We start from the raw sequence: 24,785 nt of genomic DNA on the forward strand, positions 1-24,785 counted from the left end.
GTCAGGAAGGCTTTGCTGCCGGTCCGCCGACAGTGCCGAAAACGTGTCGAGTGCCGATGGGCACGATCAACGGGCGATCCGAGACCGGGTCGTCGATGACCGCGGCTTCGAGGCCGAACACCTCGAGGAGCAGTTCTGCGGAGATGATGTCCTTCGGAACGCCCGAAGCGACGACAGCGCCGTCCCGCATCACGATCAGATGATCGCTGTAGCGCACCGCGAGATTGAGATCGTGCAGGATCATGACCACCGTGCGGCCCATTTCCTCGTGCAATTGATCCACGAGGTCGAGAACCTCCATGGAGTGCGCAAGATCCAGGTACGTCGTGGGCTCGTCGAGCAGAAGGATGTCGGTGCCCTGGGCGAGCGCCATCGAGATCCACGCCCGCTGCCGCTGACCGCCGGACAGCTGATCGACCGGGCGATCAGCAAGGTCCGACACCCCGGTCAGCTCGAGGGCCTGAGCCACTTCACCTTCGTCGTCGGCCGACCATTGCCGGATCCACGACTGATGGGGATGGCGGCCACGCGCAACCAGATCGCCGACGGTCAAACCCTCGGGAGCGACAGGAGTCTGTGGCAGCATGCCGAGGACTCGTGCGACGTCCTTGGTCTTCATCGAGCTGATTGCCTTGCCGTCCAACACAACCGACCCACTCTTGGGCTTGAGTAGTCGTCCCAGAGCGCGTAGGAGCGTCGACTTGCCGCAGCCGTTCGGTCCGATGACCGTCGTGATCACACCGGTCGGGATTTCGAGATCAAGGCCGTCGACGATGATGCGATCCCCGTAACCCAGGGTGAGATCCTTTGCGACGAGCCGGGCTGGCGCGTCGACGGACTGGGACAACGTGGTCATGCTGTGACCTTCCGATTGTTACGAACCAAGAGGTAGAGCAGGAACGGTCCGCCGAGCGCAGATGTCACGATGCCGACGGGCAATTCAACGGGAAGAACCGTGCGGGCGATCACGTCACTGCCGACTACAAGCACAGCGCCGGTGAGTGCAGACGCGACGATCGGGGGGCCGGCCGATCGCACCAAGCGCATCGCGACCTGCGGCGCCGCCAGGGCGACAAAACCCACCGGCCCGGCAGCAGCGGTGGCGATAGCAGCCAACGCGACGGACGAGAGCAGGAGCTTGGCCTGTGACGACTGCAGACGTACGCCCAGCGACGTCGCGTTGTCCTCGCCCAATCGCAGTGCGCCCATGGTGAACGACGCGATCACGGCGTACCCGCCCACCAGAACCACGGCGACGGCAACCGGCCACATCTGGTTCCAGGTCGCTCCGTTCAGTGACCCGTTCAGCCATACCTGCGCGCGGGACGCGTCGTTGATGTCCGCGGAAATCAAGAGCCATCCCGTCGTTGCCACCAACATCGCGTTGACGCCGATGCCGATCAGGATCAGACGGAATCCTTCGACGCCTTTGCGCCACGCCAGAGAGTAGATGACTACAGCCGTCAACAGTCCGCCCGCGAGTGCCGCCAGCGGAATACCCAGCGTCGCAAGTAGTCCCACAAATGATCCGCCACCACCGAGAACGATCAGCGCGACGGCGGCGGCGCTGGAACCGGCGGTGATGCCCAGGATGTCCGGGCTGGCAAGTGAGTTGCGGGCAATGGTCTGTGTGATTGCGCCAGCGATGCCGAGCGCCATCCCGATGAACAGTGCCGTCAGCGACCGGGGCAGACGCAGATCGAAGACGATGAGGTTTTGCGTCTTCGTCCCTCCACCGAACAGCACCGAGATCACGTCCGGGATCGAGATCGGGTAGTCGCCGCGTCCGACACTTAGGCAGATCAGGACGAAGAGGGCGACCGTCAGCGCAATGCACACCGATACAGCAAGGGGGCGGTACACCAGCGAGAACGAACCGATGCGAATTGCCTTACGGGATGGAACAGTTCGGGGGAGTGCTGAAGGTTCGCCCCGGAGAATTTTGCCTTGTGTGATGGTCACAGACTTGCCAACTTCCTGCGCCGTACGAGAGCGATGAAGAACGGCGCGCCGAAGATCGCCAGAATGATTCCGACCTGTAGTTCACCGGGACGGACGACAACGCGTCCGATGATGTCGGCGGTGATCAACATGATCGCGCCGAGTAGACCCGCATACGGGACGAGCCAACGGTAGTCGGGACCGGTGATGGCCCGGGCAACGTGTGGCACGACCAGGCCGATGAAGGCGATAGGTCCGCAGGCAGCAGTGGCGGCACCCGTCAACAGCGTGATTGCGACAATCCCGAGAGTGCGGCTGAACACGATGTTGGTTCCGAGCGCTTTGGCCACGTCGTCCCCGAGGCTGAGGACGTTGAGTCCGGGAGTACTCGCGAGAGCGATGACGAGACCGACGATCAGGAAGGGAAGCACCTGCCACAACACGTCGAATCCGCGTCCGGAGACCGACCCGACCACCCAGAAGCGGTAGGCGTCGAGGCTTGCCTGGTCGAGAATGATCACGGCATTGGTCATTGCCTGGAGGAAGAATGCAACAGCCGCTCCGGCGAGGGCCAGGCTGAGCGGACTCGAACCGCCGTTACCGATGGATGACAAGCCGAAGACGACAACGCTCGCGATAAACGAACCGGCAAAGGCAAACCACATGTACTGGCTCGGTGCGGTGAATCCGAACAGGTAGATCGACATGACAACCAAGAAGGCAGCGCCGGCGTTGAGGCCGAGCAGGCCGGCGTCGGCAAGAGGATTCCGGGTGTGGCCCTGAATGAGTGCGCCGACTATTCCCAGCGCGATGCCGACAACCAATCCCAGGATTGTTCTCGGCGCGCGCAGGGTTCGAACGATGATGTCCGTCTGCGAGCCGTCGGAGCTGAAAATTGCGTGAAAAATCTCGGCAAAGGTCAATGGGCGCGCGCCAACCGCGATGCTGGCAAGCATGACCAACGACAGCAAGACGGTCAGTACGGCAAGACCGATGAGACGACGTCTGCGCGTGGCGGATACCGAGTTGTCTCGCTCGAGTTCGGCGAATCCCTCGTCGCGAGCGGTGCTTTCCCGGACAACTTCGATTCCGGACCGATTGATCGGGCGTAGGAGTGCGCGTCTTACACCGATCGGCTGCTTGGTCTCGGCATCCCGGGTGATCAGGCCAACCCACCCTTTTCCGGACGTTCGGCCCACCGTTCCGTCACGGAATCCGAGGTTCCAGACCAGAAGTCCTACTGCGATGGCAAGCGCAGTGCCGCCGAAGACTGCGCGATCCGCTTCACCGCCGCCGTTGTCGTCCTGCAACGACTGGACGATGTACCAGCCGATCACGAGCGGGAGCGCGACAATTGCGACATCGAACAGTCCGGCAAGAACGCGCATTCGAACGGGTGCTGGTCCCCGGGGTACGACGCGACGGCCGTAATTCTCGCTGGGCCCGCGCGGATGTTCGCTCCCGGGCGTGTCGGTCATGGTCACTGGTGGATCGAACTCCTGGTCTTGGCTCGCAGGGATTTCAGAGATTAGGTTACGGAACCCTATCCCCGAGGACATCGCGCGGGTTAGTTTCCGAACTGTTTGTGCGTGCCGAGGCTCACAAATCTTTACTCTTGAATTATGGTGAGGCTAACCTATGTTGAGTGTGTAAGACCCCTACGGCCGATTGGAGCGCATGGTGACCATGACCCTGACCACCGAGCATGTGCAGATTCGTGACTTGGATTTCCGGACTGACGCATTCAGCCGCACCTGCACACGCTTACGGGCGCTCAATCCCGATTACCCGCGCGTGTATGCAGTTGCTGCCATGGCTGGTGAGGGCAAACGCCGCTGGTGGAAACTGAGCACCGGGCTGCAGAGCGAACGAGTCGAGCAGCTGTATTCGCGATCCCTCCAGGATCTCGACAATCCCGAAGCTGCGGCAATTCAGGTTGCGACATCACTGATCCACGCCGTCGTCGGCCGGGTGACCGCATCGATTGTGGCGGAGGGCTCGGCGTGGGATCCCGGACTCGAGAACCTCTGGATACACATGGACAGCGACAGTGGCATCGACTGGGCGGGCGTGGTCGACGAAACGCTGCGCGTTGCTCCAGGCGGTACGGAGTACGGCCGGGACGGCGTTGTCGACATGCCCTGTGAAGCTGCGCTCTTCGTGTGGACTGCGCACCGGTGCCTCGGCGCCCTGCATGCGGTGCTTGCCGCGGTGTCTCGTTGCGCGCCGATAGATCCCTATCGTTTCTGGGGCTTGGTGGGCGAGGCCATCCTGGGAGCAACTGCGTACGTCCCGATTCTCGCCGGTGGCGGCGAAACTGCGGCGCAGCGCCGCGGACAGGGATTGCTCGACGCATTTGTCGGCGTCGGAGTTCCGGTGCGGTCTCGTCGGAAGATCGCTGCGCGTCCGCGGTGGAATCAGTTTGCCGAAACGCTTGCTTAATTAGGTAAACCTTGCCTATGATCGAAGAGTGCGAAGCGGAGAGAACGAACCGCTGAGTGCAAGAAACTGCCGGACCGCGCCGGAGTCCTGAGGGCTGCAGAGACTCCCGGTCCTTCCCATGGCGGGTTCCGTATCGTCACGATGCGGAACCCGCCTGTTCGTCTTCCTGGACCTGAATCGTTGCTCGAGTTGCCGCTGGTGTAGGCAGGTAGTCAGCGGTAGCCGCACCGGCGCCACCAGAAACACAGATGGAGAACGCATGTCCGACACAGCTGACATCGCAGACTTGAAGAACTTGCTCGGAACCGGATTCGACGCGACCATCGGTTTGGAATACACGGATGTGACACCCGATCGTGTTCGCGCTCAGTGGACGGTCAAGCCGACGCTGCACCAGCCGGCAGGCATCCAGCACGGCGGCGTGTACTGCTCCGTAGTGGAATCACTGGCCAGCATCGGCGGCACGGTGTGGCTGGGGGAGCGCGGACACGTTGTCGGCGTCAACAACAACACGGATTTCCTGCGCGCTACCCGCGAAGGGACGCTGACCGCTGAGGCCAACCCGATTCATCGCGGTCGTACATCCCAATTGTGGGAGGTACGCATCACCGATGAGCAAGGCAGACTGGTTTCCAAGGGGCAGGTGCGCCTTGCGAACATCACGGACGTCTCAGCGATCGGCAACTGACGACGCCCGACCTGCGTACGACAAAACGGCGGTGGAATCACATTCCACCGCCGTTTGCGTGTCAAGCGAGAGGTTTAGCCGGCAGCCTGTTCCGGCTTGCCTTTTCCGCTCTCGACTGCTGCCTTGGATTTGTTGTGTTTCTCCAACTCGCCCATGGCATTTCGAGCGAACACCTGCTGCTCCGTCGATGCCATCTGAGCGCGGCCACGACCGAAGAAGGTCACGGTCCACGACAGGATTGTGGATACACGTGAGCGGAAGCCGACCAGATACAAGAGGTGGATGGCCAACCACGCCACCCAGCCGATGAAACCGCTGATCTCGAGCTTGCCTACTTTGGCCACCGCGCTGAAACGCGAAATGGTGGCCATACTTCCCTTGTCGAAGTACTTGAACGGAACCCGAGTTGTGGGGGTCTGGCCGTCGATCTCGGCTTTGATCTGCTTGGCTGCGTACTTGCCACCCTGCATCGCAACCTGCGCCAAGCCCGGCAGCTTGTCCAGCGACATCATGTCGCCGACAACAAACACATTGGGATGGCCAGGCAGTGACAAGTCCGGGTTGACCATGACCCGACCCGCACGATCCGTCTCGCCGCCACTCTGCTCGGCCAATTGCTTGCCGAGCGGGCTCGCCTGAACACCGGCCGACCACACTTTGCACTGCGACTCGATACGGCGCAGTGTGCCGTCCTTCTCCTTGATGATGAGTCCGTCGTTGTCGACATCGGTAACCATGGCGTCCAACTGAATCTCGACGCCAAGACCCTCGAGCGTTTCTGCGGCCTTGCGGCTCAGCTTGCCGCCGTAGACCGGAAGCACCGCAGGCGCACCGTCGAGCAGAACAACTCGCGCCTCACGTGGATCGATTTTCCGGAATGCGCCATCGAGGGTCCGACGCGACAACTCCGCGATCTGACCAGCGAGCTCAACACCCGTCGGACCTGCGCCGACAACAACAAACGTCAGCAGGCGTGCGCGCTCAGCGGGATCGTCCGACAGTTCGGCTTGCTCGAACGCACCGAGAATACGACCGCGAAGCTCGAGCGCGTCATCGATTGTTTTCATTCCCGGAGCGAATTCGGCGAAGTGATCGTTTCCGAAGTACGACTGTCCTGCGCCTGCCGCGACGATCAAACTGTCGAACGGCGTCACCGTTACACGTTCCAACAGCCGTGACGTCACGGTCTTCGTCTCCAAGTCGATCGTCTCGACTTCACCGAGCAGTACCTGCGCATTTTTCTGCTTGCGGAGCACCAATCGGGTTGCCGGTGCGATATCGCCGACGGACAGAATTCCCGTGGCTACCTGGTAGAGAAGGGGTTGAAAAAGGTGATGGGTGGTACGCGCGATCATCGTAATTTCGGCATCGGCTTTTTTGAGAGCCTGAGTGCCGAACAATCCACCGAAGCCGGAACCGATCACCACGACGCGGTGGCGGTGCGATTCAACCGACTGGATGCTCATTCCGTGCTCCTCGAGTTGTAGACGACGGTTCTACGGTAGTCCCACCTACGCTGAGGTTCTCTGCGAGTTCGCAAGATGTCCGACTCTTCCGGAATCGATCCAGTGAAGAGTCCCCGGAGTCCTACCTGCCGCAACGGACAAGTAGGCACACCTGGATGATCGCGCGGCGCGCGCGAGCGGCTGTTTACTGCCGAATCGACAGGATGAACAGCGCGATACAGCCGCCTACGAAAACCAAGATCGACAACGCGACAGACGCGTACCCGACGCCCACACCAATTGCTGCCAAGTCCATGTGTTGACCCTCTCTTTCACTGCCGAAAAGTTGGCTCGATCACATCACGGTACTGATGCCGTGTGGAACTGTCGGCATAACCCCCGCCGCGGCGCGCCGGAGTGGACTGTCATGTGCGGGTTTGGGCCACCATCTGACTGGAATCGCAGATCGTGACGGGCCAGCTATCGCATCAACATTTCAGTTATCGACGAAATTACCCTTCAAAGTTGCCGAAAATGTGCCGCATAGCAGAGGTTGTCAGTGCGATGTTTTCTCGTTGCGGATGAAATGATCTGCGCCTGACCATCTGCGTGCTGGTTTTGTTCCCATCCGAAAACCTGCAGGAAGATTTCGAATGGTTGCTGAAATCGACCGAAATCAGCGTTTCGGGTCGGTTTGTTCGCTGAATGAATGCTAGCTTTGTCGCAAACAGGTCGATTGAACGTGAATGAGTGGATTCGGGAGGACACCCGTGGGTGGCGATGCTTTTCAGACTGTTCCGGTAGATCGACGGAAATTCGTGAAGACCGTGCTTGCTGCATCTGCAGTCACGGTTCCGGTGGTGACGTCCATCAGCTTGGGTGGTGCCGCACCGGCCTTTGCGTCAGGTGACACTCCGAACCTGTCGGGTTTGCCAAGTCGCGGGCAGGGCCAGGGAAGCACCGGGACATCAGGAAATCCCGCGGAACCGGGTGCAACGACGACAACAACGACCCCCACCGATCCTTCGAATCCCACGGACCCTGGGAACCCGACTAATCCCTCGAATCCCTCGAATCCAACTGATCCGACGCAACCCACAAATCCGACCGAACCGACGGAACCCACCATCCCGGCGGGGCCTACTAACCCGACAGAACCAACCGAGCCGACACAGCCCACGGATCCGACAGAACCTACGTTCCCGACAGAACCCACAAATCCAACTGAGCCGAACTGATCCTTGTCGATAACGAGGGGCTACGCACACGATGAGTGGGCACACGATGAGTGAGTTCGATGCCGCGCTGCACCGTGCTCTGAAGAAACTTCAGAGCACGGGAACCGTGTCGGTGAAGGAGACACCACCGCATGGCCAATCGGTGGATCTGACGATTGCCATTGCGACGTACGACGATTTCGACGGTGCGTATTTCACGATCCACTCGATATTGACTCACCATCGAGAAGTCCTCGATCGGGTCGAGTTCGTGTTGTTGGACAATTTTCCCGAAGGTCTGCCGGCGCCGATTCTCGAGTCCTTCGCGAAGTACGTGGATCGGTTCCGCTATATACCGTTCACAGAGGTGCGCTCGACTGCCGTCCGGGATGTGCTGTTCCGCAAGGCCTCTGGGAAGTACGTGTTGGTGCTCGATTCCCATGTGATCTTGGCGCCCGGGTCGTTGGCGTCGTTGCTGGCTTATTTCGACGCGCATCCGGAAACTGATGATCTGATCCAGGGCCCGATGCTGTCGCAGGACTCCTCGCACATCGCCGCCACGCACATGGAGCCGGTCTGGCGGCGAGGGATGTTCGGTGCCTGGGGCGTAGATCCACGGGCGAAGGAGAACCCGGAAGTTCCGTTCGAGATCACGATGCAGGGGTTGGGGTCGTTTGCGTGTCGGCGTGAGGCCTGGCCTGGATTGAACTCGCACTTCACCGGTTTTGGTGGTGAAGAGGGCTACATCCACGAGAAGTTCCGGATCAACGGCGGAAAAGTGGTGTGCCTTCCGACCTTCGGTTGGCTCCACCGGTTCGAGCGCCCGGCCGGTGTGCCGTACCGGATCAACTGGGACGATCGGATTCACAACTATCTCCTCGGATGGCAAGAGATCGGCTGGGATGTCGAGTCGGTACACCGCGAGTTCTCGATACACTTGGGCAACTCGTATCCGAGCATTCGGGAGCGCGCCGAACGGAGCGTGCAGAAGCCTGAACTGGTCTTCGGTGGAGTGCTTGTCCTGAGTGACGATCGCCGTGTTGCGCCATGGCGGTCGTGTCTGGCCGAGGCTGAATCGGTGGATTTGGCAGTGCACCGAGTCGTGCCAGCGGAGGACACCGAGGATCCGTGGCGATTGGCGACTGCGTTTGTCGCGGGAATCGACAAGGCCATTCTGTTGGGCTGGAAGTCCGTGGTGTTCCTTGCCGAAGACCATGTCATCGACGGTGCGCTGCCGTACAAACTTCGTAATGTCATGGTTGATCTCCCCGGGGATGTCGACTGTGCAGTTGTCCACGGGCCCGAAACCGGGTTCTCTGGTGCGGCAGTGATCGTGCGCAGCAATGCCTACCGGAGATTGCACGACTGCCTGGACGAATTCGTCACCGCTGCAAGCGAAGACGAGTTCTCCTTGCCAGCGTGGCTCGTCGCGGACGGGGCTCGGATCGTCACATTGACGACGCGATTGACACCTGCACGGGCGAGCAACAACGCGGAAATTGCCGCGACCATGGGCGTCGCCGTCGTCAACCTCGATACAGACCGTGAAGTGTGGTCGCGCTCCTGGAAAAAGTTCAACAAACTCGCGAACATTGCCGGAGTAGAGAGAATTGCGGCCTACGAAGACCGTACGAACCCGGCCATCGGATATGCGGTCTCCTGGCGTCGCGCCATCGCACGGGCAGCAGAGAAAGGATGGGGTTCGGTTCTCGTCGCGGCCGACAATCTTGATCTGCTCGATGTGTCGTCGTCGATCCTCGATGCGGCACGCGCTGAACTCGCACACCTCGAGTGGGATGTCGTGCACCTGGGCCATGATCCGAAATCCCGCGATGGCGCACTGTTCGGCGCATCGTCGTTGATTCGCGTCAGCGCGGAAAACCGTGGAGTGCACGCGGTCTTGGTGAACTCTTGTGCATACGAGACGATTCTTGCGGCCATCCCCGATCCTGAAGCGCAGTCCGCGGAGTTTGCGCAGTGGGCTGGTCGGTATCGCTCCCTCGCGGAGTTTGTGGTGGATGCCGGCGCATCTGGCACGTTGACCTGTCTGTCGTTGTCGCCAGGCATCGCCACCAACCGGACTCTACTTCGGTCAGGCGCACTCGAATCCGAATATTCGCGACGCTTCACTCTCTGATTCAACGACACATCCACGGGAGCCCCCATGACTGAATTGCTCGTAGATACCCGACCGCAGCGCGCACACAGCGTGGAAAGTAACGATCTCGCTGACGGAGTTGTGCTGTACGACAGCTCCAGCGAGATAGCGCACCATCTCAATCCCATCGCGACCTTGGTCTGGGAATTGTGTGACGGACGGACTGTCGCCGACATTGTTGACGGTGTCGCCGAAGTCCTCGAAATCTCCACTGCTGAAGCGCAATCCGTAGTCAATGAAACGTACGGACAGCTGAACGTGTCGCGGTTGTTGGTGTGAGTCGTTCGTGACGGCAAGCGGTGCGGAGTACATCAGTTCGCAGTACCTGTGGGTCGACGCACGTGTCACAGGAGCAGTGGTACCGGAAGTCGGTGTTCTCGAACACAAGATCGCCGGCCCATGGTCCGCCAGCCACGAGGTGCACGCGCACATCGTGCCCAGTGAATTGGTATCAGGGCGCTGGGATGTGGCGATCAGTTCCACACTGGACGAGGCGACCGAAGCCTTGGTCGAACTCGACGGTCTGCATGCCGCCGAAAGTATCTATCGCACTGTGCACCGCGATGTGATGACCGCAGCCCACATCGAGGAGTGGACACGGTTGCATGCTGCTCTGATTGATTGTGGCGGTGCACGCGTGGCGATTGCCGGGCAGTCGGGGGCAGGTAAGACCACGTTGGCCCTGGCGCTGGCCCTGCGGGGTGCGCAGCTTCACTCGGACGAGGGCATCTTCATCCGAGGCGAAGACGCTGTCGGTCTACCGCGTCGCATCCACGTCAAAGCGGGCACGTTCGACGTGTTGCCGGAGATCGGCATCCGTGAGCTTCTGCGTCTGCCGTACGAACCCGCAGTATGGGCACTTGATCCGACATCTTTGCCCACTCCACCTGACAGAGCTACCGCGGTGCGGGGGATTGATGTATTGGTGATCCTCGACGGGTGGAATGACACGACGCGTATTGCGCCAATGCCAACCGCCCTAGCTTTGCAGTCGTTGGTCGAACAATCAGCACTGTGGTCAGACAATCACCGGCTGACGCTTCGCAATATCGCTGCGCTGTTGTCGAATACGGCTTGTTTCACGCTCACTCGACAGGACCTGGATTCCGGGATCGCCGCAGTCGAGGATTTGGTGGCGTCGTGCGTGACACGCAGTATCTGATCGCGATGCTCGATCCCACCGGTGGAGCTGAGCTCATCTGTTCCTGTAGTGATGACGATTGGCCTCGCCTCATCGACGTTGCCGCCCGCCACAAGGCGCTGCCGTTACTCGCTGCTGCAGCCGTCGACGCCGGGTTCGCTTCGATTCTGTCGCCGAGTTTTGCAACGATGCTGGCAGCATCGACTGCCGCCGCTTCCAGTCCGCAATTGACGCTGAGTCTCGTTCATCATCGGAATGCGGAGCGGATCGCCGATTTGGAATCCCAGCGGGCCGAAATTCAGGAGATGCTGCGCGATAAGGGGTTTCCCACTGTTGCGCTCAAAGGTGCGGCGCTGCTCGAACGCAACATCTGGCCAAATCCTGCGGCACGGCGAATGACCGACATAGATCTCCTTGTCCTGGACCAAGCCCACGCCGTCCCCGCCAACGACGCGATCATCGGCTTCGGGTACCGCATGGTGCGGTCCGACGAGGTGTCCACGGATTCCATCGATCACGACGACCATCAAGAACCGGCTCTGCTTCGAGACGATCGACATGGTTCCGTCGAAATCCACTCACACCTTCTGCCTCGCTTTGCGCGCCACGCGCTCACCCGGGAACAAGCAGTAGAGAATATTGCGCCTGCGGCAAGCGACAAACTTGCACTTGAAGATGTGGCACTGCACGTGATCGCCCATGCGCGCCTTGCCGACCGTGCACTGTTACGTGCTGATCTTGCATTGAACAGTGTGTTCGACGTGGGATACCTGCTCGCATACGACCGGTCGCTTGACGCAGCATTGGCGCGCCGCCCGATGCAGCGCGACGTTCGCCGTGCCGTGAACGTCCAGTTGGCGGCCGTGGAATCAGTCTTCGGGACAAGCGTTGTCGGCGTCACGGCGTCGGCACGTCTGTGGTGGCAATGGACGCTGTGGTTGGCGGAGCATCCGCGCGTGCATTCGCTGTACCGGGATCTCGTCATGATTCCGTTGTTCCTCGATCGTGATCGGCTCTCGATCAGAGCAGGCCGGCAGTTGCGTGGAATGGCGTTGGCACGTGCCCGGCTGACGTATTTCGCCCGCCGAGCGCGGACTGCACTCGGCGACGCGCAGCGCACCTAGACGGCAGGTTCGAGTCCGTTCGAAGTCACGACGCAAAGCCCTCGAGGTCTGCAAGCAGTTCCGACACCGTTGCGCGATCGACATCGGCCAGCGTGCCACCACGAACCTCGACCGAGACCAGCGTCTGATCGGGGTAGCCGTCGTATGGGCTTCCCGTTCCCATTCCAGGTTCGAGACCCAGCAGCACGGACACCGAGTCACCGAGCCGGTACAGCAAACCCTGACCCCACGATGCCGGGTTCTCCCAGACGGGCTCCCAACCTCGATATGTCAGCCGCAGAGCCTGACTCGGCGTTGCGGTCACCCCGGTGAACCGGTCCAGGCCGCTCCCGTTCACATCGTCGGGTCGCGGATCATGCACCGGCCGCCCCAACTGCGTGAACGGCTGCAGAATCTCGTGATCGGCGAAGACCTCCGACCAAGCACTGATTGATTCCGGGATATGTGCGGGGTGTACCAAGCCGATCATTTCGTCGGGCCGCGCGATCTTGCGATCGTCGACATCGGCACACGTACCGTCTTCGGTGACCCGGAAGACCACTGCCGGCGAGCCGTCCTGGTCCCACGACGCCCACAACAACCGTCGGACCACGTGAACCATCAGCGGATGCCCCAGCAGATACTGCGAGAATTCGTCGGCGCTCCAGCGACGCCCGGTCACCATGGCCCGATTGAGTCGCTTGATCTGCTCGGTAGCCACCGCCTTGACCTCGCGTTTGAAGGCAGTGAACTGCGCGCGGGCGGCCTCCGCCATCGCAGGATCATCGCCTGCGCTTGGCTTCGGCAAACTCTTAGCCTTCTTGCCCTTCTCGTCGATCACGTACGGCACCAACGTCTCCGTGAATTCGATGGTGAAAGTGCGGCAACCGTAGTCGAGCACCGGCAGCTCCAGATTCGGGATAATTCGATCCCCAAGTTGATCCTGACCAAGCCCCAAACTTTCAGCCACCTCGGTGACGCGCTGAGCCGCACCGTTTTTCAGAGATTTGAACTTCATCCGCCGAGACATGTCGTGCAACTCGGTCAGTGACCGACTCGAACCGATTGCTGCCAGCGCGTCGAGCCCGGATTGTGCTCGCGCTGTGCCACTTTCGCCGGGCCAACGCCGGATCAATGGAACCAGTGCAGCGACTGTCGAATCGTCGCCGAGGAATCCCTGAGCCAGGACTATCCAGTTGTCCTTCGCCGGCGCCCCTTCACCCCACCACCGCTCGAACAACTCCCACGCCACAGCTGCCAACGACGCCCGGTCACAGACCGTGGTAGCAAAAGCCAATCCTGGATACGGATTATCCGGGTTGCTGATCGCGCACATCGTCAACAGATGACTGATTGCCGAACTTGGCAGTCGCGCCGACCGATCAGCAGTCAGGACTGGGGGAAGCGAGTCCAAATCTGCCCACGCGCCGACGCGGGGAACCTTCGCCGGAAGTATCTCCAGTGGATCCTGCTCCAACATCGCTCGCAATGCAGCCACGACATCGGAGCCGTACTGCTCGGCGATCGAGCACACGTGATCATTCCCGCATCGACGACCCACAGCGCGCAGTGCCACAACCGCGTGATCCCTGAGCAGACCAGGCGATCCCACGGCGTCCGGGACCAACAACGCGATTGCATCGTCGGCATTACGAATCAGCCACTCCGAAGCGGACTTACGCAGGGTTTTCCGAGTTGCCAGGGCAGTGGCCTGCAATCGCGCCACTGCGATATCCACGAAAGGCAACAGATACGGTGCCGCCGCGCCGGGGTGCGCCCGCGACAGCTGCAACATCAAGGGAAGGGCCTCGCGTTCGAAGCGCTGAACCACTCGCTGCGGATCGTTCAGTTCGGTGCCTCGCCACTCGGTCAGCAGGGGCCGCGCTATCTCGTCCGGCGCCAATAGGAAGATCGTCATCGCCTGCCACTCGTTGACGATGTGGGGAGAGGGATCTTTGACGTACTGTTTCTGGTGATCCCACGTCGTGTACGAATACTCGTGCGGTCGCGCCTTCAGCTCCTCGAGTTCGCCCGGGAGCCACACGACCTTCGATGTCGTCGGTGCTACCACCCCCGTGATCACTACCGGTGCAAGGCGCTTCTTGGCGCCGACCCAGGGCGGAGTTACCATCACCGGCGGCAGATCCTGGGCCAGCGGAATTTCTGCTCCGAGTGAATCGAGGCGAGCAATCGCACTGGGCGACAGTTCGGGTGCTATCTCGATCGCCACGTCCGGATAGGCCCGAGCGTGGCGATCGAACAACGACCAATTATTCTGCGCGAGAAGACGAAATGCACGCCTCGGATAACGGCCCATCGCGTCGAGCAAGACCGGACGGACCCCCTTGACGTCGACGCGGTCGAGTATCGCGCAGAATGCGTTGTCGGTCGGAATGCCGACAAGAACATCCAGGATCTTCGAGCGAGTCGCGGACTGTTCGGCGATGCCATAGCCGCCAGGGGAGTCGAAGGCATTGGCCAACGCCCCCGCCACTTCTACTCCGATTCCGTCGACTATTGCCGCGAGTAGATCGGAATCGGACACCCAATGCGACGAGGTCTGCGCTGTGAGAATTGCATCCAAGTGCTTCGAAGACGAGACGGAAGCGAGTGCCTGCATCCGCCAGTGCCACGTCGGCGCCGTCTCGCCGAGGAACACGTCGTCAGCCCAGTCACGCTCCGTGGGGAACAGGAAGGTGGCCGTCATGGCTCGGACCGCGTTGGTGCGTAGTTGTTGTGCCGCTGACCGGGCTGCCTCGTATTCGGCTTCATCAGCGATCACCAGCAGCTCGCGCAGTCTGGTGGAGACATGCACGCGTGGCCCGTCGAAGAACTGAGTTTCCAGTCGTTTGTCACGGATTATTTCACCTGGACTGACATATCCTTCGGGCTCTTTTGCTTCAGCGGGAGACCCATCGTCGTAGTACATGACGTAGACGTCGGCAGTTATCGTAAAGCCGGCGTGTGGGCCTGGGGTTCGTTCCCTGTGCTGATACCGCAGATCGGACGACTCCAGCATCGCTTCGACAGCGCCGGCAAGGCCGAGCTCGGAAACCCAGAGGTCCGCGAACTGCGTGGTTTCGGAGTCGGGGCCGTACCAGTGTCTGGTCAGAAGCGTGAACAGCGCAGCCGCGCCGAGTGGAGAAACGTCCCCCTGCCGCTGACGACGTGCGGCCAGAACGTACTCGTTGACGTCAGACGCCTGTTCAAGTTCCCACGTGACCCACGTACCTTGTGCGCGCAGATGCTCGTCGACGGCCGATTGGGGGTACGGATCCAGTTCGCGAACCGACGACGGAAAACCTGCTCGGCGTGGGTATTTCATCGGAAACCACCCTGCCGGTGCGTCGAATGCAGTGACGTCAGCTGCCGTCTCGATCGTGTTCACGCAACTCCTCGAGTTTGTCTCGACCCGCCTTGCGAGCTGGGGGATTGGACGATGGTAGCGATACAGACCGACAGGTTTGCGAGAGTTCGAACTGATCGGTCTCTAATGGGCTATAGACATGCAGGTAAATGACTGCATATTATGTGTCCATGGCGTCATCTACCGACCTGGTTTTCAAAGCACTGGCGGATCCAACGCGCAGGTTCCTTCTCGACTGCCTCCGCGAAGACAATGGTCAGACGCTGGGGGAGTTATGCGAGCGTGTGACCATGACCCGCCAGTCGGCGACCCAACACCTGGCCGTGCTCGAGGCGGCAAATCTGGTGAGCCACGTACGCCATGGTCGAGAAAAGCGCCATTATCTCAATCCCGTTCCGCTCGAGGAGATTCGCGAACGATGGATCGGCACTTTCGAACACTCACGACTTCAGACGCTGAGTGCAATCAAACGACATGCGGAGGCAGAAATGACCGTCAAACCCACCTACAAGTACGTCACCTACATCGAGAGCACGCCGGAAGCAGTGTGGCGAGCACTCACCGACTCCGACATCACAGCGGCGTACTGGGGCCATCAGAACGTCTCGGACTGGAACGTCGGATCCCAGTGGGAACATCGTCGGACCGATGGTTCCGGTATCGCTGATGTCGTGGGCTCGGTGATCGAAAGTGAAGCGCCGCACCGGCTGGTCACATCCTGGGCGTCTCCCGACAATCTCAGCGCGGATGCCACCTCACAGGTCACTTACACGATCGAACCGTACGGCTCGATCGTTCGCCTCACAGTGGTGCATGAAAACCTCGCCGACGAAGAAGCTCACAACAGCATTTCGTTCGGATGGCCCGCAATTCTCTCCAACCTCAAGTCGCTGCTGGAGACCGGACATGTCCTTCCTGACACGCCGTGGGAGATGTCGGCCAATTGACGGGCAATCGGCCGGTTCACGGGGAAGGGGAGGACCTCGTGAACCGGCCGCCGGCAACCGCAGGGGAGTGATTGAGGTAGTGTCGTGCAGCGCCCAGGGGGGTGAAAGTCGGCCTACTTCAGAGAAATCCCATGTGATAGTGCGGTTTTCGGTCGACGTTGGCTGTTCGGACGGGATTGTTCGCTAAAGAATCGACGTCCTGCCGCCACTCTCGTATTCGAAGTGTTCAATATCTGCCGCTGACGGAACCGCATATTTTTCCGAATATATCGGCACAGTCGCGTAAGCACCACGACACCTCAGGAAGACAACTATCCTCACCACGACCTCAAAAATGTCCCGCAAATCGCACAGAAGAGGGGAGTCGTCGGCGGATGGGGGATCGATCGTGATGTCAATGTCGCTGCATAGGGGGTTGTCGACGCGAATTCTGCCGGCAGGTCTCTTACTCTGCCAACCATGACAAACCACACTGGCAACGATACGTACCAAGCCGTCGTATCCATCGCGGACGAGTCCTTGGTCGCGATACAGGCGATTCTCGCCGATATGACCAGCGAGCAAGCCAATCGCGCCCCTCGCTTGCCAGGCGCTAACAGTCCATACGCAATAGGGATCCACTGCGTCGGCGTGGTCTACTATTGGGGAGGCTCACTGATCGCCGGTCTGCGCATCCCTCGCGACCGTGAAAGCGAGTTTCGCTCGCACGGAGACCCGAAGCACCTGTGCGTCGAACTCGACCGTGTCCGCGAAAACTTTCCCCAGCAAGCTGCCATCGCCCTGGCAGAAGGCGTACGTGACCGAACGACCACCGGCACTACACGCAGTGACACCGTTCGAACTGCCAGCGCTACGTGGATGCTGCTGCATATCGTGCGCGAGCTAGCTCAGCATCTCGGGCAGCTCGAAATCACCCGCGACCTACTGGCCGACGACGATCATGCGGTTGACTGAACCAGATCGGTATCGCGGCAGCGAATTCGCGCGTTGCGGTTGGCCAACCGACTAGGACCGCAGAGCAGAGCAAAGCGCGGCGTTCAGGTCTTCTGCCGGCACCATCGGCAGGCTGTGGTGTGTCGCCGAAGCGAGAATCAAAGTCTTGGCGTGGGGGAGTGATGCACCGATCGACGTCGCAACGCGGCCACTGTCATGAACTTTGCTTCGCCCCGCCAGAATGACCGTCGTATCGACAGAAAATTCCGCCAGCGTCTTCTTGCTGGGCCGCTTCGGCACGATCGTCTTCGATTTTGGAAAGTGGGCTGCACCAATCGTGAGGAGGGACATCCAATCCTCATCCAGGAGTGCGTCGTCGGTTTCCCATTCGATAAACGTCCGTTCCCGTTTTTCGTTCGGGCGCAGAAGAATTGGTAGCGCATGCATCAGGTATTGCATTCGCATGCCGGCGAAGCAGGAATTGGGATCGATCAATATGAGCCGGCTTAATCTGTCAGGGTTGCGTAGTGCGTAGGCCAAAGCGATCATGGCTCCGTACGAGTGACCGATAATGCTGGGGGAGTCGACGTCGAGTCCGTCCATGACACTCGTCAGCCAGCCAAGCAGGTCGTCGACGCTCTTCATCGGTTTGCCGTGAGCGGTACTGCGTCCTGCGTCCCCCATCAAATCTACGGCGTAAACCCTGCTCCGGGCGCTGAGCGCAGACACATTGCCGAACCACACCGCTGACGTTGCACCACCTCCCGGCAGAAGAACGACCGGAGGACCGGATTCAGGGCCAAATACATTGACATGAGTTGTGCCGTAATCGGATTCAAGCAGGGCGGATGTGGTGTCGACTGGCCATGTCGACAGTACCGAGTCGTAGGCAGCGTAAAAGGCAGCACCGATATCGGTTGCCGCGAATTGATCGATCGATGATGTGGGCATTGAGAAACTCCATCCTCATTCATCTCGATAGTCGAGATAATAGACAATGGAAATAATTTCGTCGAGCGAAGGAGTGGAAGTGACCGATACGGATGGGGCGCCGACGACCAGCGGCCACGAGACGGTGCATCTTCTGCGAGCGTTGATCGTTCAGTTGGACTTGTTCGGTGCCGAGTTCGCAGCGGAGCATCAACTCCATTCCACAGATGTACGCGCGCTGATCAGCCTTCTTGACGCTGAACGTGCGGAACAAGCAGCAACACCCGGTTGGCTGGGTCGACAACTGAGCTTGAATTCCGCGTCGGTAACAGCCTTGATCGACCGTATGGAACAACGAGGCCTGGTGGTTCGAGAACGCGATGGGAGCGACCGTCGACGCGTGATCATCAGCGTCACCGATCGCGCCAAGAAGCTGGGATGGTCATTTTTCGGCCCACTGATCGGCCAAGCCACAGACGTCTTGGAATCCTTTTCGCCGACGCAACTAGAGACAATCGGCGAGTTCTTGACGAAAATGAGTGCCGCGGTCGAGGCGACTCGAGGTTCGCAGGCACCAGGCGATTAGACAGGCGCCCAGAGATTCTCGGCATTCGGCTGCCACTCGGTCATGTTGCCATCGACGGTGATGAAGCTACTATTCAGCCAGAAAATTGTGTCGGGATTCCAGCCGGCAAGCACAGTGGCACCTGAGTTGCGGGCCAGCGGAATCGCGATCCCAGGCGTAGTGAGATACCCGATCATGCTGAGGTGAACTGCGTCGTAGTCGTTGACTACCTTGCTCCAATCCGGAATGAACCAGTCGCGATATTCGCCAGTGGTCTCGTGCCAGACGTGGCGGCGCGACGCCGGCACGGCGAGGGGGTAGGTGTCGACGAGGTGAGCCCAGTCCGCGGGGCTGGTGATCTCGTACACCCGAGGTGTTCCGTGGACGCTCACCGGCCACACATGGGCGATACTTGATCCTGGGTTGTCTTCAACGAGCATCAACTCGATAGCTCCGAGGACGTCCCTGGCACGAGATGTGTCGTATGCCCCGTTCGCGGCTGGGATCGACCACCATTCACCGCCGATCTGCCTGTCAGGATCTGCTTTCAGATACTCGACAAACGTCGCTTCATAGTCCAATGTGTGTGCTCGCCACCGCTCCAACCCGTCCTCGAACTGCCGGATGTGCAGGGGAGTCACCCCGGGATCATCGGTACGGTCGTATTTCTGAACTATTCGCTGATTAACGAGGTCGACGGGCTCGGCCCACCACTGAGTATGCGGTGACGCCAAGACTGCCCGAGCGATGGGGAGGAGGAGCTCAACAACTTCGGGCAGAACGAACATGATGTCGTCCTCGTCCGGTGGCTGCCAGTACCGTGCAAAATCCACGGCATAAGCAAATCCGTCGAGAACGTCCATTTCGGACAAGGCGGCGATTGCTTCAATGTCGACGTTCGCGAGGGCATCGATCACGTCGCCAACCGTCCGGGGTCGGCTGTACCCCGACGCTCGCTCGTGCCTGCTGCAGGCATAGCCGATATTTGCGCAGAAGAATCGACCACGTGGCGAGCCCATCAGCGCTGAGGTGGTGTCCATGAGCTCAAGCTAGTCGTCGGGAACCGAACTGCCCTGCATTTAACGGATGCCGAGGCTACAATCAAAACACGGTTTACTTTCATAGCTTGTGCAAGGGGAAATCTGATGGTTGCTACACGGAAGCACCGCACCGGCGACTCCACGTCACAAGCGCGGCGAGCACGCCTGCATCTCGTCGCAGATCTCACCGAGACTGATGCCATTGCGGTTCGTGCTGCCGCCGACGCATCGGCTGAACAAGCCGACTTGGTTATGCAACGGTTGATTGCAGACCACAAAGTCACCTTTACTCCCGTTCCTACTTCCTCGAACGGGGCTGACGAGTTGCTTTCAGCACTGACCGAATTGTTCGCTGAGGCGGACTCCGATGACATTTCTCGGGTTTCATCCGCAGTATCTGCTGGTGACGATCTGGATGAAGCATCCTGGGGTCCGGCGCCAACCCAAGCTGAAGCACTTGAAGCTGTGGTGGGGGACTTGTCCGATCAATTTGCTGTGAGGCAGGCTCTCATCGACACCGGGCTCACCTGCAAACAGGCGGCACACTTACTGGGTGTTCGGGAGCAGGCAATCACTGCGAAGATTGACGAGGGCAAACTGATCGGTCTCAAGCGCGGACGTGAATGGCGTTTGCCCGCATGGCAATTCATTCCTGATGGCGCTTCCGGCATCATTCCACGCCTCGATGCACTGCAAGCCGCATTTCCTGGTGGACCGGTAAGCCTGTCGGCCTGGATGAGTAAACCCAGTAGCGAATTCAAGGGACGTACGCCGGTGCAGGAGATACTTGCGCACGGACCTGACGGCGTCGTCGCACATGCGCAGCGTCTCACTGCCGCTGCATGGTGAAATCCCTTGGGTCACCGCAGCGGCCTATGAGTCCGGGTGGCGTTCTGTGGCAATGGATTCCACCCGGATCAGGATCAGGGGAGCCATGGCAGTGGTGTCGTATCTATCATCGCGGCGCGCACGCGCCGGATGGTGCGACGTTTCGTTCGTTCGGACCGTTGAGCAGATTCGATCATCACACGCCGAATCCGGCGGCACTGGATCCAGATGGTCGATCTGTCCTGTACGTCGCGGATAATCTTGCTACGGCGGCCAGCGAGGTCTTCGGCGAGGCAGGCGTAGCACAGGTATGTCCGAACTATCGCGTGTCGATTCTGGAACCAACAGTAACGCTGACCATGCTTGATCTGGTCGGACCGGGTTCAGCGATGACGATCAATGCCTTGCCCGCACTCGCTCAAGGTGCGGTGCCCAGAGAATCAACTCAGGAATGGGCCCGCGCAATATTCGAAGATCAACCGGCCGGCGATTCCGTCAGCGGGATTCATTACCGGACAGCGTATGGAGACGGCGAAGCGCTCGCGTTGTGGGATTGCGGTTCGAGCGTCCGAATGCGGCGCGATGGCGGCGGCAAGATCCTGGACCATGCGCTGCAGCACCCGCCATTGTTGCTTCGACTTCAGGTCGAGATGAGGAAACGACGGATCGCCGTCGAGACCGTCTCTGAAGCTGTGTGCTCAATCTGCGTCTGATCCTTGGGGAAGGTTCTCCAGACGTCCAGATCCACACTACTTGACATAATGTAGATTATCGGCAAATTGGCGACCTGGGGATATGGGAGGGACGGCCTGCGCTATGCCATGTCCCTTGATGTGTGTCCGCGCCTACCTGTACGCGCCCCATCCTGTACATCCGTGTGCTCGTCCGGTCGCAACCGCGTGAATCGGTCGTCGCCCAGACCTTTCTACACCGCCATACCCGAACCTCCAGGCCTGGATTGCGGAAATCAGTACCATCTGGCCCAGGCATAGGCACATGATGGCCCTGGCCGGGATTTTGGTCATCAGTTGGCGACCTCTCGGGTCCGCGTCCCCCAGCTCAATACGTCACTGTGACGTATTGAGCTCATTCGATGGGCGTCAGAAGCCTCTAAGAAATTCGATATACGACTAAACTCATCAATATGCCCATCTTTCCGGACACGAGTTCGCGAGGCCCACGCGCTCAGTGAAGCCCATACTTGAAGTGGTCGAACGCTGGCTCGCCATGCCTGACCAATTTGATCGATTTACCCGATTACTTCGTGGCAACGGGTTCTTGAAAACCATACGAATACTCATCGGGCTCATGGTTGTTTCCATGGGAATTACCATTGTCGGAAAACGCCTGGGAACGGTATCCGATCAAGTAAGCAGCATTCCGCTCGACTTGATTGTCGGCGTACTCGCGTTGATAGCTGGATTGGCCTACCCGGTATGGACGACCACGAAAAACCGTTCGCTCCAGTTTGTCATCGCCAGCGATGTGTCGATCGCCATTATCGTGCTCGCTGAAGCGGATCTTGATCAGCGACTTCTCGGATCGCTGGTGTTCGGGCTGATCGGTACGTATATCGCTTTCTTCCACAATATGCGTGTTCACCTCGTTCACCTGCTGTTTTCGATCACAATCGTCATCGCAGCATGTTGCGGCATCTTCACAGCAGAACCGACAACTTTCTTCGAAACCTTTGGGCGAATCCTTTTTGCAGTGAGTGTCATCAGCGTCATTCCGTTCCTGACGCAGATTGCGTTGGTACTTCTGAGCAACGACGCCCAGGGCTCGGAGCTCGATCCTCTGACCGATCTTCTCAATCGCCGTGGTTTGGCTCGTCGTACAGCAGAGTTGATTCGATCTAAATCCGGGATCGGCCAGTCATTGTTGGTTGTTGTCATCGACATCGACAATTTCAAGCAATTCAACGATACCTTCGGACATGATGTCGGTGACCGCGTCATCATCCGAACCGCGAATCGATTGACCGGGTGGGCGCGATCTGACGCAGCAATTGCCAGAGTCGGCGGTGACGAATTTATCGTGGTTCAGATCATGCCGCTCGCTGATGTTGGTGCTCTTATTTCGCGAATCCACCCCGCAATGAATACACCGATTGTCGAACCACGATCGACAACAAGTATCGGAATCGCGGTCCACAATGGTAGTTGGCCGGATTCGGATGCCGAGGAAGCCGGAATCGACGCTCTTCATCGTCTGGCTGATTCCGCGATGTACGAGAGTAAACGGCTGGGTGGAAATCACGTCCACACAATCGTCATGACGTCGCCCAGCTAGTCCTCGATGATGTGAATGGCAGCTTCCTCTGCTGATGCTGCAGCACCGTCAACACCGACGTCCTCGGCCACCAGGTTGCTTTCCTCATCCTCGTAGCGGCCTTCGTCCTCGGCAACAAGGCGTCCTGCGCGGCGGTTGCCCACTTCACGATCGGGTGGAAATTCGGTTTCGCGCACAACATCTTCTGCGTCGCCTGGTTCGTTCAACGGATCCCCCAGCTTCGCAGCGGGGTCAGGTTCTTCTTCGGCAAGGCGTTGGTCGAGGGTCTCCCCCGTTTCCGTGTCACCGCGGGCATAGGGACGCTCCGGCGGCGAAATCCCCTCGTCGAGGATGTCGTCGACGCCTCGATCTATCAAGGTGTCTTCCGGTTGCAGTTGGTCGTCGGGATCGAGGCTGTAGTTACCTTCGGCTGCTGCGCCGGTATCGTCCGCATCATTCATGTCTTCACGATGCCACCGCGCGCAAGATTTGGCCACGGAACGCTCATGTCAGCAGTTGCTCGGCGCCGGTCGACCGGCAAATCGGTCCTGCAGGTAGTCGACTGCGGCCGGCAGTCCGATGGCGCCAACTGTGAGGTGATCCAGATTAGGGCCCAACACACTTTGGATCGTCGCGCCTGCTGCGCAGTATCGGGCCATCGTTGCCACGACGGAGTCGACCGGAATCAGATTGTCTGTGGCACTGTGCCATTCGTAGACCGGCGCGGTCGGGATCCCGGGATACAGTTCGACACTGTTGTCGTTCATGACGCTGATGGCGCCTGGATCGTCCAGCATCGATGTCGACTGCGCCACGTCAGTGGCGCTTCGACCGGCTCCGGTGATGAGGAGTTGGGTCGTGCAGGCGTTGGCTAAGTCTGCAGCCAGAGCATGTCCGACACCGTTGAGCTGGCTGGTCAGTGGCAGTTCGGTCGGGTACTCGCGTTCGAGGCCCAGTGCAGCTGCGAATGCCAGACCGAATGCCGGGTGAGGATCGCGTCCGAGGGCGTTTGCCATCTTGGTGATGTTCATGGGTACGCCGCCTTCGGCAACGCCGACGATGTTGATTTCCGGGGCATAGGTCGGGGCGAGTGCTGCTGCCCACGCTGTTGCCATACCGCCGCCCGAATAGCCTGCGATTCCGACGGGGCTGGAAGTGAGCCCGAGTTCGGGCAATTTCTGGACAGCACGGATTCCGTCGAGCGTGATCTGTCCGCCGAGGCGCGCGGCGCCGTAGGCGCTGGTGGGACCCAGATGGTCAGGGAGGGCAATTGCCCAGCCGCGTTGTAGTGCAATGTTCAATGCTACGGCTTCACGGTACGTGCTCCTGGGGTCAGAGCTGTAGAGCGCTCGCGATGGTGCGCATTCGGTTCCCAGCGCATTGACGATGTGTTGGTATGACAACAGTGGGCCGTTGGGAGCGTGATTGGCAGGGATCACGACGGTGGTGACGGCGACGATCGGATTGTTTGCCGAGTTCAGCGATCTGAAATTCACCTGCCAGATTGAGGCTCCCGGGAAGGTTATGAGGTCCGGGGCTCGTCGGACGGAGATGGGTGTGCCGACGGGTCCGGTGGCAGCTTCGGTTTGTGCGTAGAACGGGTCTGGGTCCAGTGACGCCGGCGCAGCGGACGCTGTTATCGGGGTTGTCGAGAGTGCTAGCACTGCAACAAGCGTAGCCAGCATCGGCACAGCAAGCATCCGCCTAGTCCTGAATTTCAATTGATTCCCCTCTACCGGTGTGTCGATCAGGCACAAACTCCCCCGTAG

General features: G+C 59.8%; 22 protein-coding genes. 12 read left to right on the forward strand and 10 right to left on the reverse strand.

The window, feature by feature from the left end:
* Position 1: 1 nt before the first annotated feature.
* The 3 genes from ACFRFQ_RS08970 to ACFRFQ_RS08980 are packed head-to-tail and all read right to left on the reverse strand — an operon-like array spanning position 2 to position 3,419.
* Complete coding sequence (locus ACFRFQ_RS08970; RefSeq protein ID WP_378655829.1) at positions 2-856, reverse strand: ABC transporter ATP-binding protein; 855 nt, start codon at positions 854-856, stop codon at positions 2-4.
* Positions 853-1,956, reverse strand: coding sequence for a FecCD family ABC transporter permease (locus ACFRFQ_RS08975; RefSeq protein WP_378656312.1), 1,104 nt, complete (start codon positions 1,954-1,956; stop codon positions 853-855). Before ACFRFQ_RS08975 ends, ACFRFQ_RS08970 begins: the two co-directional genes overlap by 4 nt.
* Positions 1,957-1,958: 2 nt before the next feature.
* Positions 1,959-3,419 carry a FecCD family ABC transporter permease gene (locus ACFRFQ_RS08980; RefSeq protein ID WP_378656315.1) on the reverse strand — a complete coding sequence of 487 codons (1,461 nt, stop codon included), beginning with the start codon at positions 3,417-3,419 and terminating at the stop codon, positions 1,959-1,961.
* Between the two features lie 208 nt (positions 3,420-3,627).
* Between ACFRFQ_RS08980 and ACFRFQ_RS08985 the strand changes: the two genes are divergently transcribed.
* Both ACFRFQ_RS08985 and ACFRFQ_RS08990 read left to right on the forward strand, forming a co-directional pair.
* Complete coding sequence (locus tag ACFRFQ_RS08985; RefSeq protein WP_378656317.1) at positions 3,628-4,383, forward strand: hypothetical protein; 756 nt, start codon at positions 3,628-3,630, stop codon at positions 4,381-4,383.
* A 259-nt stretch (positions 4,384-4,642) separates the two neighbouring features.
* Positions 4,643-5,071, forward strand: a complete 429-nt coding sequence (locus ACFRFQ_RS08990) for a PaaI family thioesterase (RefSeq protein ID WP_378655831.1) — start codon at positions 4,643-4,645, stop codon at positions 5,069-5,071.
* A 74-nt stretch (positions 5,072-5,145) separates the two neighbouring features.
* Here ACFRFQ_RS08990 and ACFRFQ_RS08995 read toward each other — a convergent pair whose 3' ends face one another.
* The gene (locus tag ACFRFQ_RS08995; protein WP_378655833.1) at positions 5,146-6,537 is read right to left on the reverse strand and encodes an NAD(P)/FAD-dependent oxidoreductase; all 1,392 of its coding nucleotides are present in this window, start codon (positions 6,535-6,537) and stop codon (positions 5,146-5,148) included.
* A 766-nt stretch (positions 6,538-7,303) separates the two neighbouring features.
* Positions 7,304-7,534, reverse strand: a complete 231-nt coding sequence (locus ACFRFQ_RS09000) for a hypothetical protein (protein ID WP_378655835.1) — start codon at positions 7,532-7,534, stop codon at positions 7,304-7,306.
* Between the two features lie 266 nt (positions 7,535-7,800).
* Between ACFRFQ_RS09000 and ACFRFQ_RS09005 the strand changes: the two genes are divergently transcribed.
* Genes ACFRFQ_RS09005 through ACFRFQ_RS09020 form a run of 4 tightly spaced genes read left to right on the forward strand, consistent with a single transcriptional unit; the run spans position 7,801 to position 12,156 of the window.
* Positions 7,801-9,870, forward strand: a complete 2,070-nt coding sequence (locus tag ACFRFQ_RS09005; protein WP_378655838.1) for a glycosyltransferase — start codon at positions 7,801-7,803, stop codon at positions 9,868-9,870.
* Positions 9,871-9,897: 27 nt separating this feature from the next.
* Positions 9,898-10,170, forward strand: coding sequence for a PqqD family protein (locus ACFRFQ_RS09010; RefSeq protein WP_378655841.1), 273 nt, complete (start codon positions 9,898-9,900; stop codon positions 10,168-10,170).
* A 7-nt stretch (positions 10,171-10,177) separates the two neighbouring features.
* Positions 10,178-11,053, forward strand: coding sequence for a hypothetical protein (locus ACFRFQ_RS09015; RefSeq protein WP_378655844.1), 876 nt, complete (start codon positions 10,178-10,180; stop codon positions 11,051-11,053).
* Complete coding sequence (locus ACFRFQ_RS09020; protein ID WP_378655846.1) at positions 11,032-12,156, forward strand: nucleotidyltransferase family protein; 1,125 nt, start codon at positions 11,032-11,034, stop codon at positions 12,154-12,156. Before ACFRFQ_RS09015 ends, ACFRFQ_RS09020 begins: the two co-directional genes overlap by 22 nt.
* Before the next feature lie 25 nt (positions 12,157-12,181).
* Here the strand turns inward: ACFRFQ_RS09020 and ACFRFQ_RS09025 are convergent, their stop codons facing one another.
* A complete protein-coding gene (locus ACFRFQ_RS09025) occupies positions 12,182-15,523 on the reverse strand; it encodes a DUF4132 domain-containing protein (protein WP_378655848.1) in 3,342 nt (1,113 codons plus the stop codon).
* 167 nt (positions 15,524-15,690) lie between these two features.
* On the opposite strand from ACFRFQ_RS09025, the gene ACFRFQ_RS09030 reads away from it, so the two are divergent.
* Together ACFRFQ_RS09030 and ACFRFQ_RS09035 are read left to right on the forward strand one after the other, a co-directional pair.
* Entirely contained in the window at positions 15,691-16,449 is a 759-nt protein-coding gene (locus ACFRFQ_RS09030; protein ID WP_378656319.1) for an ArsR/SmtB family transcription factor, read from the forward strand.
* A gap of 459 nt (positions 16,450-16,908) precedes the next feature.
* Entirely contained in the window at positions 16,909-17,403 is a 495-nt protein-coding gene (locus tag ACFRFQ_RS09035) for a DUF664 domain-containing protein (protein WP_378655851.1), read from the forward strand.
* A gap of 51 nt (positions 17,404-17,454) precedes the next feature.
* On the opposite strand, the gene ACFRFQ_RS09040 is transcribed toward ACFRFQ_RS09035, so the two are convergent.
* On the reverse strand, positions 17,455-18,333 hold the full coding sequence (locus ACFRFQ_RS09040) for an alpha/beta fold hydrolase (RefSeq protein ID WP_378655854.1): 879 nt from the start codon (positions 18,331-18,333) through the stop codon (positions 17,455-17,457).
* Positions 18,334-18,412: 79 nt separating this feature from the next.
* Between ACFRFQ_RS09040 and ACFRFQ_RS09045 the strand changes: the two genes are divergently transcribed.
* Complete coding sequence (locus tag ACFRFQ_RS09045) at positions 18,413-18,898, forward strand: MarR family winged helix-turn-helix transcriptional regulator (protein ID WP_378655856.1); 486 nt, start codon at positions 18,413-18,415, stop codon at positions 18,896-18,898.
* Here the strand turns inward: ACFRFQ_RS09045 and ACFRFQ_RS09050 are convergent.
* A complete protein-coding gene (locus ACFRFQ_RS09050; RefSeq protein ID WP_378655859.1) occupies positions 18,895-19,917 on the reverse strand; it encodes a hypothetical protein in 1,023 nt (340 codons plus the stop codon). The two genes, ACFRFQ_RS09045 and ACFRFQ_RS09050, sit on opposite strands and share 4 nt — an antisense overlap.
* Before the next feature lie 105 nt (positions 19,918-20,022).
* Between ACFRFQ_RS09050 and ACFRFQ_RS09055 the strand changes: the two genes are divergently transcribed.
* From ACFRFQ_RS09055 to ACFRFQ_RS09065, 3 genes are all read left to right on the forward strand, one after another.
* Complete coding sequence (locus ACFRFQ_RS09055; protein WP_378655861.1) at positions 20,023-20,766, forward strand: helix-turn-helix domain-containing protein; 744 nt, start codon at positions 20,023-20,025, stop codon at positions 20,764-20,766.
* Positions 20,767-20,792: 26 nt separating this feature from the next.
* Positions 20,793-21,458 carry an RES family NAD+ phosphorylase gene (locus ACFRFQ_RS09060; RefSeq protein WP_378655864.1) on the forward strand — a complete coding sequence of 222 codons (666 nt, stop codon included), beginning with the start codon at positions 20,793-20,795 and terminating at the stop codon, positions 21,456-21,458.
* Positions 21,459-22,065: 607 nt separating this feature from the next.
* Positions 22,066-23,037, forward strand: coding sequence for a GGDEF domain-containing protein (locus tag ACFRFQ_RS09065; RefSeq protein WP_378655867.1), 972 nt, complete (start codon positions 22,066-22,068; stop codon positions 23,035-23,037).
* Here the strand turns inward: ACFRFQ_RS09065 and ACFRFQ_RS09070 are convergent.
* Together ACFRFQ_RS09070 and ACFRFQ_RS09075 are read right to left on the reverse strand one after the other, a co-directional pair.
* A complete protein-coding gene (locus ACFRFQ_RS09070; protein WP_378655870.1) occupies positions 23,034-23,477 on the reverse strand; it encodes a DUF5709 domain-containing protein in 444 nt (147 codons plus the stop codon). The two genes, ACFRFQ_RS09065 and ACFRFQ_RS09070, sit on opposite strands and share 4 nt — an antisense overlap.
* Positions 23,478-23,525: 48 nt before the next feature.
* The gene (locus tag ACFRFQ_RS09075; protein WP_378655873.1) at positions 23,526-24,716 is read right to left on the reverse strand and encodes a lipase family protein; all 1,191 of its coding nucleotides are present in this window, start codon (positions 24,714-24,716) and stop codon (positions 23,526-23,528) included.
* Positions 24,717-24,785: the final 69 nt, after the last annotated feature.

The sequence above is a fragment of the Rhodococcus sp. NPDC056743 genome (assembly GCF_042790355.1).
Classification (GTDB): domain Bacteria; phylum Actinomycetota; class Actinomycetes; order Mycobacteriales; family Mycobacteriaceae; genus Rhodococcus_F.

What these genes read in the sequence shown, in the direction of transcription:
- ACFRFQ_RS08970 (WP_378655829.1), bottom strand. Translation starts at nt 856, where the DNA reads ATGACCACGTTGTCCCAGTCCGTCGACGCGCCAGCCCGGCTCGTCGCA.
- ACFRFQ_RS08980 (WP_378656315.1), bottom strand. Translation starts at nt 3,419, where the DNA reads ATGACCGACACGCCCGGGAGCGAACATCCGCGCGGGCCCAGCGAGAAT.
- ACFRFQ_RS08985 (WP_378656317.1), top strand. Translation starts at nt 3,628, where the DNA reads ATGACCCTGACCACCGAGCATGTGCAGATTCGTGACTTGGATTTCCGG.
- ACFRFQ_RS08990 (WP_378655831.1), top strand. Translation starts at nt 4,643, where the DNA reads ATGTCCGACACAGCTGACATCGCAGACTTGAAGAACTTGCTCGGAACC.
- ACFRFQ_RS08995 (WP_378655833.1), bottom strand. Translation starts at nt 6,537, where the DNA reads ATGAGCATCCAGTCGGTTGAATCGCACCGCCACCGCGTCGTGGTGATC.
- ACFRFQ_RS09005 (WP_378655838.1), top strand. Translation starts at nt 7,801, where the DNA reads ATGAGTGAGTTCGATGCCGCGCTGCACCGTGCTCTGAAGAAACTTCAG.
- ACFRFQ_RS09010 (WP_378655841.1), top strand. Translation starts at nt 9,898, where the DNA reads ATGACTGAATTGCTCGTAGATACCCGACCGCAGCGCGCACACAGCGTG.
- ACFRFQ_RS09035 (WP_378655851.1), top strand. Translation starts at nt 16,909, where the DNA reads ATGACAAACCACACTGGCAACGATACGTACCAAGCCGTCGTATCCATC.
- ACFRFQ_RS09040 (WP_378655854.1), bottom strand. Translation starts at nt 18,333, where the DNA reads ATGCCCACATCATCGATCGATCAATTCGCGGCAACCGATATCGGTGCT.
- ACFRFQ_RS09050 (WP_378655859.1), bottom strand. Translation starts at nt 19,917, where the DNA reads ATGGACACCACCTCAGCGCTGATGGGCTCGCCACGTGGTCGATTCTTC.
- ACFRFQ_RS09055 (WP_378655861.1), top strand. Translation starts at nt 20,023, where the DNA reads ATGGTTGCTACACGGAAGCACCGCACCGGCGACTCCACGTCACAAGCG.
- ACFRFQ_RS09060 (WP_378655864.1), top strand. Translation starts at nt 20,793, where the DNA reads ATGAGTCCGGGTGGCGTTCTGTGGCAATGGATTCCACCCGGATCAGGA.
- ACFRFQ_RS09065 (WP_378655867.1), top strand. Translation starts at nt 22,066, where the DNA reads ATGGGAATTACCATTGTCGGAAAACGCCTGGGAACGGTATCCGATCAA.
- ACFRFQ_RS09070 (WP_378655870.1), bottom strand. Translation starts at nt 23,477, where the DNA reads ATGAATGATGCGGACGATACCGGCGCAGCAGCCGAAGGTAACTACAGC.
- ACFRFQ_RS09075 (WP_378655873.1), bottom strand. Translation starts at nt 24,716, where the DNA reads ATGCTTGCTGTGCCGATGCTGGCTACGCTTGTTGCAGTGCTAGCACTC.